This window comes from Idiomarina piscisalsi (assembly GCF_002211765.1).
Taxonomy (GTDB): domain Bacteria; phylum Pseudomonadota; class Gammaproteobacteria; order Enterobacterales; family Alteromonadaceae; genus Idiomarina; species Idiomarina piscisalsi_A.
Map to the genome: position 1 here is coordinate 1,460,449 of NZ_CP022133.1, position 14,561 is coordinate 1,475,009.

14 protein-coding genes are annotated in these 14,561 nt (G+C 47.6%); all 14 read right to left on the reverse strand.

Annotated elements, in window-relative coordinates; genetic code table 11:
* Window positions 1-7: 7 nt before the first annotated feature.
* The 14 genes from CEW91_RS07050 to pspA all read right to left on the reverse strand — a co-directional run bounded on the left by CEW91_RS07050 (window position 8) and on the right by pspA (window position 14,547).
* A complete protein-coding gene (locus CEW91_RS07050; RefSeq protein WP_088768307.1) occupies window positions 8-2,500 on the reverse strand; it encodes a S9 family peptidase in 2,493 nt (830 codons plus the stop codon).
* Window positions 2,501-2,511: 11 nt separating this feature from the next.
* The gene (gene maiA, locus CEW91_RS07055; protein WP_088769377.1) at window positions 2,512-3,150 is read right to left on the reverse strand and encodes a maleylacetoacetate isomerase; all 639 of its coding nucleotides are present in this window, start codon (window positions 3,148-3,150) and stop codon (window positions 2,512-2,514) included.
* On the reverse strand, window positions 3,150-4,175 hold the full coding sequence (locus tag CEW91_RS07060; RefSeq protein WP_088768308.1) for a fumarylacetoacetate hydrolase family protein: 1,026 nt from the start codon (window positions 4,173-4,175) through the stop codon (window positions 3,150-3,152). Before CEW91_RS07060 ends, maiA begins: the two co-directional genes overlap by 1 nt.
* Before the next feature lie 6 nt (window positions 4,176-4,181).
* The gene (locus tag CEW91_RS07065) at window positions 4,182-5,312 is read right to left on the reverse strand and encodes a homogentisate 1,2-dioxygenase (protein WP_088768309.1); all 1,131 of its coding nucleotides are present in this window, start codon (window positions 5,310-5,312) and stop codon (window positions 4,182-4,184) included.
* Window positions 5,305-6,378: a 4-hydroxyphenylpyruvate dioxygenase gene (gene hppD / locus CEW91_RS07070; protein WP_088768310.1), complete on the reverse strand. Its 1,074-nt coding sequence runs from the start codon at window positions 6,376-6,378 to the stop codon at window positions 5,305-5,307. Before hppD ends, CEW91_RS07065 begins: the two co-directional genes overlap by 8 nt.
* A gap of 219 nt (window positions 6,379-6,597) precedes the next feature.
* Entirely contained in the window at window positions 6,598-8,175 is a 1,578-nt protein-coding gene (gene tyrR, locus CEW91_RS07075) for a transcriptional regulator TyrR (RefSeq protein WP_088768311.1), read from the reverse strand.
* A 121-nt stretch (window positions 8,176-8,296) separates the two neighbouring features.
* Entirely contained in the window at window positions 8,297-8,638 is a 342-nt protein-coding gene (locus CEW91_RS07080) for a 4a-hydroxytetrahydrobiopterin dehydratase (RefSeq protein WP_088768312.1), read from the reverse strand.
* 36 nt (window positions 8,639-8,674) lie between these two features.
* Window positions 8,675-9,469, reverse strand: a complete 795-nt coding sequence (phhA, locus tag CEW91_RS07085) for a phenylalanine 4-monooxygenase (RefSeq protein ID WP_053953543.1) — start codon at window positions 9,467-9,469, stop codon at window positions 8,675-8,677.
* Window positions 9,470-9,529: 60 nt separating this feature from the next.
* Complete coding sequence (megL, locus tag CEW91_RS07090; RefSeq protein ID WP_088768313.1) at window positions 9,530-10,762, reverse strand: methionine gamma-lyase; 1,233 nt, start codon at window positions 10,760-10,762, stop codon at window positions 9,530-9,532.
* Between the two features lie 108 nt (window positions 10,763-10,870).
* A complete protein-coding gene (locus CEW91_RS07095; RefSeq protein WP_088768314.1) occupies window positions 10,871-11,866 on the reverse strand; it encodes a YcjF family protein in 996 nt (331 codons plus the stop codon).
* Window positions 11,863-13,236, reverse strand: coding sequence for a YcjX family protein (locus CEW91_RS07100; RefSeq protein ID WP_088768315.1), 1,374 nt, complete (start codon window positions 13,234-13,236; stop codon window positions 11,863-11,865). The genes CEW91_RS07095 and CEW91_RS07100 overlap by 4 nt, the downstream gene beginning before the upstream one ends.
* Window positions 13,233-13,616, reverse strand: a complete 384-nt coding sequence (gene pspC / locus CEW91_RS07105; RefSeq protein ID WP_088768316.1) for an envelope stress response membrane protein PspC — start codon at window positions 13,614-13,616, stop codon at window positions 13,233-13,235. Before pspC ends, CEW91_RS07100 begins: the two co-directional genes overlap by 4 nt.
* Window positions 13,613-13,855 (reverse strand): envelope stress response membrane protein PspB, encoded by a 243-nt coding sequence (gene pspB, locus CEW91_RS07110; protein WP_088768317.1) that lies wholly within the window; start codon window positions 13,853-13,855, stop codon window positions 13,613-13,615. Before pspB ends, pspC begins: the two co-directional genes overlap by 4 nt.
* A gap of 14 nt (window positions 13,856-13,869) precedes the next feature.
* A complete protein-coding gene (gene pspA, locus CEW91_RS07115) occupies window positions 13,870-14,547 on the reverse strand; it encodes a phage shock protein PspA (RefSeq protein WP_088768318.1) in 678 nt (225 codons plus the stop codon).
* Window positions 14,548-14,561: the final 14 nt, after the last annotated feature.

Below are 14,561 nucleotides of genomic sequence, written 5' to 3' on the forward strand. Positions count from 1 at the left end.
TTTTCGCTTACTTCAGGTTTTCCTCGAACAGTTTGAAAATACGACGGTATTCGTTCAGCCAGCTTTCTGGCTGACGGAAACCGTGTGGTTCAACCGGGTAAATAGCCGTTTCCCAGTCATCTTTCTTCAGTTCGATTAAACGTTGTACTAAGCGCACACTGTCCTGGAAAAACACGTTGTCATCAATCATTGGCGAGTTAATGAGCAACGCATCTTCAAGTCCTTCTGCGAAGTAGATCGGTGAGCTTTGGCGGTACGCAATGGTATCGTCCTGCGGCAGGTTCAGAATGTTGGACGTATAACCGACATTGTAGTGAGCCCAGTCCGTTACCGGTCGTAATGCAGAGCCAGCCTCAAACAGTCCGGGTTCTTTAAACAGCGCCATAAAGGTTAAGAAGCCACCATAGGAACCACCGTAGGTGCCAAGGCGGTCACCATCAACATTCAGGTTAGTTTCCAGGTAGCTCGCCACGTCGACTAAATCTTCTACTTCCGGCGTGCCCATTTGACGATAAATAGCCGTACGCCAGTCGCGTCCGTAACCTTTCGAGCCACGGTAATCAAGATCTGCAACCACGTAGCCGTGCTTGTTCAGCAGGCTATGGAACATAAACTCACGGAAGTAACCAGACCAGCCCATGTGCGCATTTTGCAAGTAGCCCGCACCGTGGATAAACACGACTGCTGGGTACTCCTCTGCACGCTCGGCATCAAAACCTTCCGGCGTGTATATACGCGTATAAATAGGTTCATCAACATGGCTAGACTCTACTCCGACAACGTCCGGCGCTGTCCAGTCAATGCTTAAGAACTTCTCAGACACCGTCTGGGTCATGCGCTCAGGTGCATCGCTGACGTTAGCCTCTTTATGATAAAGCTCCGGCGGCATCAATGGCGTTGAGTGCGTCAGAATCAGCTCGTCTGCTTGCGGGCTCAACTCAAACGCGGTCATACCATCTAAATCGGTCATAGCTTCCGGCTCACCGCTACCATCGGTTTTTACTCGGTAAACTTCGTAAATACCGGGGTGCTCAATGTTCGCCTGAAAATACAGGTACTCAGCGTCGTTGCTTAACTCCGCCGTTTCGACGACATAGTTGCCTTCAGTGAGCTGCTGAGTGTCGCCATTCAACGATTTAACATACAGATGCGAATAGCCATCGGCTTCAGACATAAACCATAAGCTACTGTCGTTTAACCAGCCAAACTCGTTATGGGTGTAGTTAATCCAGGCGTCATCGTGCAGGCGATCCTGTGGCACTAATTTTTTGCCGGCAAAATCAACAGTCACAATCCAGCGATCTTTGTTGTCCCAGGCTTCCAGCATCACAGCCAACTCAGTGCCGTTTTCATTCCACTGAATCGCACCGTTTTCCCAGCCCCAGTCAGCCATCAAGTGAATAGGACGTGGCTTTTCTTCTGACTCATAGCTTTCGCCACGAGCCTCGTGGTTCTCCCGCTTAACATCTGCCAGAACGTCTTCATTCCAGCCCGGCAATGTATTGTAAGTCAGTGCTGTATCTGTGTGGTTCTCTAAATCCAGAATCACTAACTGATCTTCATCCGGTTGAGCATCAGCGACACGGCGACGAACGCGTTCGCTGGAAACACGGCCATCTTCGTTAATATAATTTGGCATGATATCGCCGTCTTCACGCCACTTATTAGGCTCGCTAATAGCGGCAATAATTTTGTCGCCACGGGGCGACAATCGCGCCTGGACCAGTTCTTTTGACTTATCTAAATAAAACGGCTTAGGTGCCAGGCTCGAGTTCTGCGACTGCAGCTGCTGTTGGCGTTCAAAACTCTCTTCAGCTGCTTTACGCTCTTTCTGAACGTACTGAATAAGCTGCTGCTCTTCTTTTGCTAAGTAGTCTTTTGGCTCTTCATTCGCTTTTGGCGCATCTTCAAATTTAATCGAGGCTACCTGACGCGTCAGACCGGAGTTAACGTCAACCACATAAAAGTCATTGCCTTGCTGATAGCTTAAAGAGCCATCCGTCATGGCTTGTAAGTTATGCTGACGGGCTTCGTCGCGGGTCAGTTGCTTAACACTACCGTCGCCAAAGCGAGCAAACACGTTACCTTCGTAAGTGTAGGACAGCCAATTACCAGCAACCGATTGCTCTTTTTCATCGGCCACGTAAAGATGATAGTCCGACAGTGCCACTTTAGAGGCTTCGCCTTCAGCATTGTTGATAATCATCAGGTCGCGAATGTCACTGCCTTCGCGCTTCTGATAAAACAGAATATGCTCACCGTCCATGCTCCAAAAAGCATTTTCCGGGAAGCGACCCATCCAGTCAGGGTCAGCCATAATCTGTTCCATGGTAAGTTCTGCAGTGCCTTGTGCGGAAGCTAGCGGGTCAGCACTTAACGTTTGTACCTGTGGCGCCGTTGCATTGGTTGTGTTTGCGGTTTCATTTGCAGGGGTTGTAGATGCGCAAGAGGCGGCCATTAATGCCGCCCCTATTGCCATCACTAGACGTGATTTGACCATTTAGTTATTCCTTATTGTGCGTCTGGCTGATTCTCTGGGCGTGCTTGTTGTACCGCATTTAATTCTTGTAAGCGGTCATGCACTGCCACCAGCGTTGGGTAGTTATCTAACGGTACCTTAAAACGCTCGGCATTGTACACTTGAGGCAACAAGCAGATATCCGCTAATGTTACCGAATCTCCATAGCAATAATCACCCGCTGTTTCGGTCAGGCGCTGTTCAAATGCGGTGAAACTCTGATGAACCCAATGATGAATCCAGTCATTGCGCTGTTCGTCACTGCAATTCAGTTCACCAGTAAGGTATTTCAGCACCCGCAAGTTTGTGACCGGCTGTAACTCACACGCCAAGTCATAGGCTAAAGCCCTTGCGCGGGCCTTATCAACGGTAGCACTTGGCAATAGCGGATGTTGCTCATAGCGTTCATCCAAGTACTCAATAATGGCTAACGATTGATTCAGCGTGACTTTGTCATCGACAAATGTTGGCACTAAGCCCGCTGGGTTTAACTTACGGTATTCTGGAGTATGTTGCTCGCCGCCGTCTTTAACCAAGTGAACCGGATGGTACTCAAATTCAAGTTCTTTTAAATAAAGCGCCAGCCTGACACGAAAACTGGCGCTAGAGCGCCAGTATCCATAGAGCTTCATCATTCTGAAGGTCCTTTATATTCCACCACTTTCTGATCAATCGCGCCGAAGATAGACTCACCATCGGCATCTTGCATTTCCATGTGAATAGTATCGCCAAACTTCATGAATTCCGTTGTTGGCTTACCATCACGAATGGTTTCGATCATGCGGACTTCAGCGATACAACTGTACCCAACACCGCCTTCTTCAATTGACGTGCCGTGGTCTGTGCCCTGCTTGTTCGACACCGTTCCCGACCCAATAATAGCACCAGCACCCAAGTTACGAGTTTTAGCGGCATGCGCAACCAACTGACCAAAATCGAAAGTCATGTCTTCGCCTGCGTTTGGCTTGCCGAACGGCTTGCCGTTATATTCTGACAACAGCGGTAAGTGAACTTTACTGTCCTTCCAGGCACTGCCCAGCTCGTCCGGTGTTACCGCCACAGGCGAGAACGCAGACGATGGTTTACTCTGGAAAAAGCCAAAGCCTTTACCCAGCTCGCCCGGAATCAAGCCACGTAGTGATACGTCATTCACCAGCATCAATAATTTAATATGACTAGACGCTGACTTGGCATCAATGCCCATGGGCACGTCGTCAGTGATAACAGCAATTTCGCCTTCAAAATCAATGCCCCACTCGGTGCTGCCCATCTGAATTTCATCATGTGGACCTAAGAAGTCATCCGAGCCACCTTGATACATCAGTGGATCTTCCCAGAAGCTTGGCGGCATTTCGGCGCCACGCGCACGGCGAACCAACTCGACGTGGTTAACATAAGCACTACCGTCGGCCCACTGATACGCCCGAGGGAGCGGTGATTCGCACATAACCTGTTCAAAGGTTACTTCACCATCAACATTACCCTTATTGAGCTGCGTGTAAACCTCGTTCAGCTTTGACTCTACGTCATCCCAGTTATCAATGGCTTCTTGCATACAGGACGCAATAGCCGGTACGGCAACCGCTCGGGTTAAGTCTTTGCTGACTACCATTAACTGGCCGTCACGCGTTCCATTTCTATAAGTGGCTAATTTCATAAGTTGTTATTTCTCCTGCCAACTGTAGACATAATCTGGATTTTCAACTTTCATCGCAGCGTCACTCATTTCCAGAGCGTCGCGCGTATCCAGCATGACTGCGACTTCGTCAGTGAATTTCTTTTTGTGTTCCCGGCCCGCCTTGAAAGCTTTCGGGTGTGGGCCATGGGTAAACCCTGCGGGATGGAAGGTTACCATACCACGGTCAATATTATCGCGGCTAAAGAAGTCGCCTTCGTGGTAGAACAACACTTCATCATAGTCGTCGTTATTGTGGTAGAACGGCACTTTCAGTGCGCCAGGGTCAGACTCAATAGGTCTTGGCACAAAGGTGCAGACCACAAAACGTTCAGCAACAAAAGTTGTGTGTGCTGACGGTGGTAAGTGGTACCGGTGACTCATTAATGGCCGTATGTCACGCCAGTTCAAACGCACCGGTGCTAAGTCACCATGCCAGCCAATAGCATCCAACGGATTATACGGATAAGTAATAACGCTGACTTGCTGGTGACGCTTAACATACACTTTCCAGCTGTCTTCGCTGTACTGTGCTTTAAACTCGTCATCAATGGCGGGCGTATCCAAAACCGCTGGGTCGAATACCGCATGGTTACCGACAATGCCCTTCTCTGGCAGCTGATACGAACCATTGGTGGTTTCAATCATCAGCAGTTCCATTTTCTCGTCGGGCTCTAAGCGCCAGTTTGTCGAGCGCGGCACTAAGAAGTAGTCACCTTTAACCAGGTGAATATGGCCATAGTCGCAATACAAATGACCGCTGCCTTCATGCACAAACAACAGGTCATCGCCGTCGGCATTGCGCACCAAATACTGCATATTTTCAGTACAGTGCCAAATACGGAACTTACAACTGCTGTTTGACAGCAAGTCCGGCGTCAACCACGGATTTTCCGGCGCTTGCTCGGTAAGCTGATTAAAGTCGAAGGCACGTGGTTTAAGCGGACCTTCCCATTCCGACCAACCGGTCGGCGCATGTTGATGATGGAAGTGTGTCGCAGGGCCGAAAAAGCCGCTGCGACCCGCTTCGCGCTCATAAATGGCCTGCTCCGGAAAGTCAGCATGGGCTTGTCGTGACGACGTCCCTTCCTGCTTCGGGAAGCTGATCCATTTACGCATCGTCTAGTACTCCTCGGCGAATTTGGTCTTCTTCAATGCTCTCAAACAGCGCTTTAAAGTTACCTTCACCAAAGCCTTCGTTACCTTTACGTTGAATGATCTCGAAAAATACCGGACCTATCACAGTTTGCGTGAAAATTTGCAGCAAAATACCGTCTTTCATTGGCGCACCGTCAATAAGAATACGCTGCTTACGCAGTGCGTCGACGTTTTCGTCATGACCTTCAACACGCTCGTCGATTTTCTCGTAGTACGTGTCTGGCGTGTCCATGAACTCCATACCGATTGAGCGTAAGTCTTCAACGGTTTTGTAGATGTTGTCAGACGTCAGTGCAATGTGCTGAATGCCTTCGCCTTTGTATTCGCGCAGGTATTCTTCAATTTGAGACTTGTCGTCGTGCGACTCGTTAATAGGAATACGAATTTTGCCGCAAGGTGCGGTCATTGCACGGCTTAGAAGACCTGTCAGCTTACCTTCAATGTCGAAATAACGGATTTCACGGAAGTTACCAATGCGCTCATAAAAGCCTGCCCAGGTATCCATGTTGCCGCGGAAAACATTATGCGTCAGGTGATCAATTTCATAAAGACCTGCCGCATGCTCTTTCATTTTGCCTTCCCAGTTGTCGTAGAAGTCAAAATGTTGCTTATAAATTTCATTGTTTTCATAGTTATCAATGAAGTAAAGCGCACTTTCACCAATACCAAAAACCGCTGGAATGTTTTCAACAACACCTTTGTCTTCAGGGAAAGCTTTAGCGCCGTTCTCTAAAGAGTGCGTTAATGCGTGGTTAGCATCTTTAACACGCCATGCCATGCCACATACGCTCGGACCGTGATCTTTTGCAAAGTCTTCAGCCTGACCGCCTGGCTCCGCATTTACCACAAAGTTAATGTCGTTTTGCTTGAATAACCACGCTTGTTTTGACTTATGCTTTGCTACTTCAGTAAAACCAAGCTTATCGAATAAATCTTTTAATGCGTCAATGCCTTTTTGATCCGGAGCTGTGTACTCAACGAATTCAAAACCGTCTGTATTTAGGGGATTGGTGACTTGCTCTGACATTATTACTTCCTCTTGTTATTCGTTTATTAACCCTAAGACTGTAGCCGTAAAGGTGCTAACAATGCGAATTAAGAGAAGAAATAGTGTCAGTTGAACAAAAGTGTTTTATTGTAAAGTAATTATTACAGGATAAATCCTTGCTTTGCATCACGGTTTATCCTGCTATTGGCGTAAACTTAAATGTACAAGCTAGCTTTTTTGGCACTTTAAGTTTACGAGTTAAGTTTCCGTCTTAGGTTTTCTAGGACGTCCTTTGCGCTGCTTGCCTATACCGTAATCCCGCAACTTATTGGCAACGGCAGTATGAGAGAGTCCTAAGCGCTTCGCTAACTGCCGGGTACTTGGGTAATTCGGGTACAGTCGCTTCATGATATGACTTTCAAACTGGCGTAACGCTTCTTCCAGGCTAATATCCTCAATATCTACCGCCAGACGCTCGTCGTTTCTTTCCAGTTCCGGCAAACGAATATCTGCAGGCTCCAGAGTCTGCCCTTCCAACATGGAAACAGAGCGGAACATGGTATTTTCTAACTGACGAACATTGCCCGGCCAATGATAATTTTTCAGGCGATCTTTCGCCGTTCGACTAATTTGGACCTGGCTTCGCCCGAGTTTTTTACACGCTTGTGCGACAAAGTGTTCAGCGAGTAAAACAATATCCGCTTTACGCTCACGTAATGGCGGCACCGTTAGCGCTAAAACATTTAAACGATAGTACAGGTCTTCCCGGAAATCACCGTTCTCAACCAGCTCGAAAAGGTTACCCTGAGCCGTACAAATGACTCGTACATCGACACTGACTTCCTGCTCTTCGCCGATACGGCGAAATACACCGTCCTCCAGAAAGCGCAGTAATTTTGCCTGAAGGCCAATCGACATTTCACCCACAGAATCAAGCAACACGGTTCCGCCGGCGGCTTGCTCAAGCACTCCGGTTTTCTTAGCGCTTTGGGCACTAATACTGCCTTCCGCATGACCAAACAGTTCACTCTCCGCAACATTATCGGGCAGTGCAGCACAATTAATAGCTAGAAAGGGTTGCTCATGGCGCGGGCTGGCCAAGTGGCAAGCTTTTGCGAGCAACTCTTTGCCCACCCCTGTTTCCCCCTCCAATAACAAGGGCGCATCCAGCTCCGCCATACGTTGGGCGTCGCTAATGACTCGTTTCATCGCAGGTGTTTCAGTAAGCAGGCGATCAAAGGCCGCTTTATTACTGGCTTGCTGCCAGTTTTCGGTAACGGGTTCCGACTTGCAGGTCATCACGGCGCCCGCAAAGACTTCCGTCCCCTCCTCGTCATTAACCCAAATCGGTAGCAATTGCGCGTAATATTGATCACTGCCTATGGTTACGGCTTCGTAGATTGGCATTTTGGGTTGTTTATCGAGCCAGCGTTGTAGTGCAATTCCCTGCACAAACTGTGAAAGAGGCTCACCTTTAAGCACGTCATGACTGTCCGAGAGCAGCTTCAAACCCGCGTCGTTAATAATATCGATAACGCCTTTGGTGTCTATGGACAGAACCGGATCCGGTAACGTAGAAAGCAGCAGATTAAACTCGTAATGCTCTCGTTCAAACGGCATGTATGGAATGGTTTTTACGTCGATAACATTAGGAATACGACGGATTTGCGGCATTAAATGACGAAAATCATCGAAGTCCAGCTCAGGAAAGTTAAGAAAGATTTTTCCTTTAGGGTCAACTTCAATGCCACGTAGGTCTATTTCGTGATCACGCAGAATCTGCAGGACATCCTGACAAATACCAAGCCTATCATCACAGGTAATTTCTAGCCGCATAACACCTTGCTTTACCGTCTAAATGTAAAGCAAATGATACACCAAAGACGCGCATTTAAAAACAAAAAACCCCGAGCGCGTTCACTTGGGGTTTTAACATCGATTGATTAAACGCAGTTACTTAGGCGTCGACTACTTTGTCGGTTTTCGCCGCCATAATAAAGTCGTTTTTGTGCAGACCATTAATCGAGTGAGTCCACCACGTTACGGTGACTTTGCCCCACTCAGTAGTAATTTCAGGGTGGTGCTTTTCTTCTTCCGCAATTTCACCAACACGGTTAGTGAACGCCAAAGCCTGCTTAAAGTTTTTAAACTTGTATTCGCGCTGCAACATCATCACACCGTCATTCGTGACCGGTGTCCAATCAGGGATTTCACGCATTAACTCTTTTAGCTCGTCATCACTCACTTTAGGTGCGTCAGCGTGACAAGCTTCACAACGTTCTTGATCTAATTGTGCCATTAAACTTACTCCTCGTTGTTCTTTATTTTGGCAAAACTAAGCTGCATCTTTTGGCGGGAACTTCGGTTCAAATAAGCCAAGTTCCATCGCTTCATGAACCAGTGACATGATATCCATGTCAGAAATTTCAAACAGCTCATCAACACTCTCTATGGTATAGTAAATGGGCTGAATAATATCAATCCGGTACGGTGTTCTTAACGCATCAAGCGCTTTTAACGGTTTCCGCTCCGGTTTATCGCTGTTCACTGCATACTCAGTCTCCGCCGGCGATGACAAGATACCACCACCATAAATACGCGTGCCTTCTTTGGTTTGTAATAACCCAAATTCAACCGTAAACCAGTAAAGGCGAGCCAAATAGACACGTTCTTTCGGCGTTGCTGCATAACCGAGTTTACCGTACTGGTGCGTAAAGTGAGCGAATGCTGGATTCGTTAACAGCGGACAGTGACCAAATATCTCATGAAAGATATCCGGCTCTTGCAAGTAATCAAACTCTTCGCGAGTTCGGATAAAAGTCGCAACCGGGAATTGTTTATTCGCCAACAGACGGAAAAACTCATCGAACGGAATAAGCGCCGGTACCGCAGCAACCTGCCACCCCGTTTCCCGCTCCAGAACCTCATTCAGTTCGTGCAGTTGCGGTAAGCGATCTTTCGGTAAGTTGAGTAATTCAAGTCCCTTCATATACTCGTCACAAGCTTTACCCGGAATGCATTCTAGCTGACGTTCAACGAGATCTTTCCATATCGCGTTTTCTTCGTCAGTCCAGTGAATAATACCGTTTTCGTCCGGTTGCTTCGATACGTATTGACTTTCTTTACCCATAATTCAACCTTGTTGCTTCCTCATTAAATTTTGATAGTTATTGTTATTATTAGTTCAGAATCACGCTGACTGTTGCCACTGCGCTTTACACGCATCCAACGCTTGCTCAATGTCAGCGATAATATCGTCTGCGGCCTCTAAGCCGACAGCGATACGAATTAAGGTGTCGGAGATGCCTGCTTTCGCCCTCGCTTCCGGCGTATAAGGCGAATGTGTCATCGACGCCGGGTGCTGAATCAGCGTTTCAGCATCCCCTAAACTCACGGCGAGTTTTATCATTCGCAGCTGATCCAGAAAGTAACGCGCCATGGCTTCATCGCCATCCAGTTCAAACGCAATAACCGCTCCGTTCGCTTTCATTTGGTGACCCATCAGCTTCTGAGCATTATGATCAGGCGCCCCTGGGAAGTAGATGGTCTTTACGTCGCTGCGCTGAGTTAAAAATTCATACACCTTATTGGCGTTTTCGCAGTGTCGCTGCATGCGTACGTCGAGCGTCTTTAAACCACGCAAAATAAGCCAAGCGTCATGTGGACTCATGGTAGCGCCCATATCTTTTAATGTCGTACCTTTAATTGTCGCTATATCTTCGGCACTTCCGCATACAATGCCTGCAACGACATCACCATGACCATTAAGAAACTTCGTCGCACTATGAACCACAATATCGGCACCGTGCTGTTTCGGCTGCTGCAATAGCGGGGTCATAAAGGTGTTGTCGACAATCAGTCGAATGTCTTTGTCTTTTATAACCGCATGTACAGCATCAATATCCACTGTTTTTAAATGCGGGTTCGCGGGTGTTTCTAAAAACACCAGACGCGTGTTGTCTTTAATGCTAGATGCTAAGAGCTCGGTATCCGTTAAGTCGATAAAGTCAGCATGCACACCAAAACGCTCGAACAGCTCGCTAAACAACGCAAAACTGCAACCATAAATCGCATCAGATACAATAATATGATCGCCAGCTTTCACAAACGCCATGGTGGTTGCCGCTATCGCTCCCATGCCAGTGGCGGCAGCCGCAGCGGCTTCATAGCCCTCTAACTCAGCCATGCGTTGCTCAAGTTCGTTGGTGGTCGGGTTGCCTAAGCGACTGTAAATATAGCCTTCTTCCTCTCCGGCGAAACGGCGTGAGCCCTGCTCTGAAGAGGAAAAAGCAAAGGTTGATGTTTGGTATAACGGACTGCTCAGCGCACCATGAGGGTCGTCATGGTTCGCACCAGCATGAATCACCTGAGTTGCAGGTTGCCACTTATTATTAGAATGATTGTGGTTGCTCTTGGCAGACATACAAATTGCACTCGTTTGTCAGTAAAATGTTAACGAGCAACAGAGTGCAACGAGCAACCCAATATTGGCAATCTTTGCGCTATCTCAAACCTTTTACAAAGTGTAACGCTAGTTTTCCACTTTACTCTCCGGCGTCTTTACACCCTTAGAAAATTGGGCTTTATACAGCGATGGAAGAACGCCTTTTAATTGGCGCAGCAAGTCTTTTTGAAGCTGCCCATATCCTGGCTTTTTGGTGTGCTGAAATGACAGCGGCCGGCACAGCGACATTACTTGATAACCCAGTCTTGCTGTTAAAAGACCCGCACCCAGCCCCTGCCCGGCACGTACGGAAAGTTTCGTTATCAGTTCAGCGCTCACCCATTGTGTGCCTAAATCGACAGCAGCCTCACTTATTCCTGAATAGGCGATATTCGCCAACACTTGCCGCCATAACCGAATACGCGCTAAGTATCCTAGTTTCACGCCGTAAAGTCCGGCAATACGATGAATCATGCGCTGATTACGCCATAAAATAATCAGCATATCTAAGACCGCAAAGGGGCTGACTGCTATCATAGCAGCCGCTTCCGCGGACCAACGGCTGATAAGTCGGCTGGCTTGTTGGTCAACGCGACTTAAAATATCGCATTCAAATCGTTCACGCTTTTCACTGTCAGACCAGTAGGGCTGGTAGATCTGCATCCAGCGTTCTTCTAAATCAGGATGATCCAGCAGCTTCAATTGTTGTTCAATACTTTCTGTACCCTGACTCTGAGCGTGCCAGCGACGTTTTAACTGGCGAAGCTGCCAGAATTCTTTGACAAAAAAGCCGACAAGCAAACCCAGTATTAATGTAAAACCAGCACTCCATAGCGTCCCCAATACCCAACTTTGCTGCCATGATTCAATAATAGCCAGCACGAGCTCAATAATTCCGGCAACCGATGCCAAGACAACGCCCAGCAGCAACCAACGTCCCCACCGACGCAGTTGTCTCTCGAACTTAGTCTGCATTTGCACCGTTGATAGCACGTCGCCCGTTTCATCAACAGATTCGGTATTTGCTCGTGGCTCTGCGTCCTCGTCCACGGAATAATAAGTGAGCTCGCGATGTTTGCTCATCGTAATTTATCTCCAATGACAGCATTCAGCAGTTTATCTAAACGAATATGCGGCAACGGCGAATCGGCCAGCGTAAAGTTTGGAAGAAAATGTGGATAGACATAGCCTTGTTGCCAATCATCTTTCGCAGGTAAGCGACCCGGAACATGAGGGGCGCCGACACGAACTAACGCACCTGATTCATCAATTCCTTCAAGCACATTCGTACCGTTTTTAAGCTGCTTCCACTGGCTCGTGGACACGCCTGCAACGCTGAATAATTCAAAAGGAATACGTTCAAACTGAAGTTGTTGTCTTCCCTCCAATGTCAGTGCGTTGAGCAACCCAGTTAACTTTGTATGATCACTCGGAATAATACTGTCTGTCTTCGTCGCCACAAAGGCCACTTTATCAATCTGCGGCGAAAACAAGCGTTTTAACAGACTGTTCTGACCGTAGTTAAAGCTTTGCATGATTTCAGTCAACGCCAGCTTCAATTCGTCAAAATGAGACTCGCCCCCCTCAAGTGCCCCCAGCACATCGACCAGTATTAACTGTCGGTTAAAATGCCTGAAGTAGTTTTGATAAAAAGGTTTGATAACGTGTTCTTTATAATACTCAAACTTCTGTTCTAACAAACCTTGCCATGCGTTGGGTATGGGTTGCTTTAATGGCCATGGGAAAAAGTCCAGAGACGGCGTTCCCTCTAGCTCTCCGGGTAACACTAAACGCCCCGGCTGCAAAAGCTTCAGTCCTCGTGTTTTACACTCAGATAAGTACGCTCGGTAGGCACTGGCAACTATTTTCAACTGATTTTCGGCGTTGTCTTCTGTGGCGACTTCACTCAGCTCATAGAGCTTTTTTAACCACACTTCAGCCATCTCTTGTCGAGGCGTTGAGTCAATCAGTGTGCGTTGCTTTTCGGACCATTGCCTGTACGTGAGCGACAACAAAGGTAAATCAAGCAGCCACTCGCCCGGATAATCAATAATATCGACCGTCAGGCGACGCTCATCCAGCACTCTACCGGCAATTCCCCGTTCTGGGTGGTACTTCAGCTCCACCCGAATTTCACTGACATCACGGGTCGACGCCGGCCACTTTCCCTGTGCGCTGGTCAGGCACTCCACTGCCTTTTCATAGTCAAAGCGCGGAGTATCCCAATTAGGGCTGGTGTGCAGCCGGCAACCGATAAGCCTTTGATGTTGGCGTACATTGAAATAAGGCAGGTTTTGCGACTCATTGGCATACAGCAACTGCTCTAAGACACCGGTTATTAATGCGGTTTTACCGGCACCACTTAAGCCTGTTACGGCCAACTTAATATGACGATCAAACCCGCGATGGATAAGATCGCGGGTCTGGCTTTTAAACTGCTTGATACGGCTCACAGACGATTAAATTCTCGCTGAAGGTTATAGTGATTGGAGGTTACGTACTTTTCCATCGATTGCAACTGTGCCTCCAACTCATCGAACTCACGCTTTATGTCATGTATGGCGTCTCTTGGTGGCTCACCGCCTTGCCAAACTCTGGTTTTAACGTCGACTCGGTGCGAGTTCATATCGGGCTTTTTTTTGTCGAGAATCAACCACCCTGCTAAATACAACACAAAGAAAAAGCCTGATGCAAAGATTAACCCAGTAAAGAATACGACTCGTACTAACCAAGGCTCAATATTGAGGTAGTCCCCTAAGCCAGCGCAAACACCAGCTATTTTGCCTTTTTCTGCATCACGAGTCAGCTCCCTGCGTGACTTGGAAATACTCATTGTCTGTCCCTCCAGCCTGGTGAGTCAGCATCCAGAATGCGTTCAAGCGTCTGCACGCGCTCACGAATACGTTTCGCCTGGTCGGCTAAGAGCGCAAGTGACTCGCGCTCTTCCTCATTCAGCCCCTGGTTCATTTGGCGTTTGCTGCGGTAATGCAAGATTATCCAAATTGGCGCAACAATCAGTACAAACAGAATCAGCGGCGCAACTAACATCCCGAAAATAGCTTCAATATCCATCTTGATTTGCCTATTTATTCAGAGTCTTTAGACGACTTTGATTTCATGCGAGCGCGCAGAGCTTCCAACTCTTCATCAACTTTGCCTTCATTTTCCAATTCAGCAAACTCGTCGCGCAAGCTGCGTTTACCCATATCATAAGACTCTACTTGTGCTTCTAAGTCATCAATTTTTGCCTCGTAGCGGTCAAAACGCTGCATGGCATCATCTACTTTAGAGCTATCGACCTGTTTTTTCACCTGTAATCGGCTACTTGCAGTCTTCTGACGCATAAGGATTGCTTTTTGACGCGACTTAGCATCAGCCAGTTTTTCTTGAAGCTGCGCAATTTCATCGTTCAGTTTATCCAGCGACTCATCAACACGCTGCATTTCATTCTGTAACGCATCAACATTATCCTGCGCGCGGCTTTTTTCAATCAGCGCCTGGCGAGCTAAGTCTTCGCGTTCCTTACTTAAAGCAAGCTCCGCTTTCGCTTCCCAGTCCGCGACTTCTTTTTCCATGCGCTCCTGTTGGCGTTGAATATCTTTTTTCTCAGCTAACAGTCGAGCTGATGTTGAACGAACTTCAACCAATGTGTCTTCCATTTCCTGGATAATCAGACGCACCATTTTTTGCGGATCTTCGGCTTTATCTAATAACGCATTGATATTAGAGTTCACGATATCGCTAAAACGTGAAAAAATACCCATAATAAATTACCTCT

What these genes read in the sequence shown, in the direction of transcription:
- CEW91_RS07050 (WP_088768307.1), bottom strand. Translation starts at nt 2,500, where the DNA reads ATGGTCAAATCACGTCTAGTGATGGCAATAGGGGCGGCATTAATGGCC.
- maiA (WP_088769377.1), bottom strand. Translation starts at nt 3,150, where the DNA reads ATGAAGCTCTATGGATACTGGCGCTCTAGCGCCAGTTTTCGTGTCAGG.
- CEW91_RS07060 (WP_088768308.1), bottom strand. Translation starts at nt 4,175, where the DNA reads ATGAAATTAGCCACTTATAGAAATGGAACGCGTGACGGCCAGTTAATG.
- CEW91_RS07065 (WP_088768309.1), bottom strand. Translation starts at nt 5,312, where the DNA reads ATGCGTAAATGGATCAGCTTCCCGAAGCAGGAAGGGACGTCGTCACGA.
- hppD (WP_088768310.1), bottom strand. Translation starts at nt 6,378, where the DNA reads ATGTCAGAGCAAGTCACCAATCCCCTAAATACAGACGGTTTTGAATTC.
- tyrR (WP_088768311.1), bottom strand. Translation starts at nt 8,175, where the DNA reads ATGCGGCTAGAAATTACCTGTGATGATAGGCTTGGTATTTGTCAGGAT.
- CEW91_RS07080 (WP_088768312.1), bottom strand. Translation starts at nt 8,638, where the DNA reads ATGGCACAATTAGATCAAGAACGTTGTGAAGCTTGTCACGCTGACGCA.
- phhA (WP_053953543.1), bottom strand. Translation starts at nt 9,469, where the DNA reads ATGGGTAAAGAAAGTCAATACGTATCGAAGCAACCGGACGAAAACGGT.
- megL (WP_088768313.1), bottom strand. Translation starts at nt 10,762, where the DNA reads ATGTCTGCCAAGAGCAACCACAATCATTCTAATAATAAGTGGCAACCT.
- CEW91_RS07095 (WP_088768314.1), bottom strand. Translation starts at nt 11,866, where the DNA reads ATGAGCAAACATCGCGAGCTCACTTATTATTCCGTGGACGAGGACGCA.
- pspC (WP_088768316.1), bottom strand. Translation starts at nt 13,616, where the DNA reads ATGAGTATTTCCAAGTCACGCAGGGAGCTGACTCGTGATGCAGAAAAA.
- pspB (WP_088768317.1), bottom strand. Translation starts at nt 13,855, where the DNA reads ATGGATATTGAAGCTATTTTCGGGATGTTAGTTGCGCCGCTGATTCTG.
- pspA (WP_088768318.1), bottom strand. Translation starts at nt 14,547, where the DNA reads ATGGGTATTTTTTCACGTTTTAGCGATATCGTGAACTCTAATATCAAT.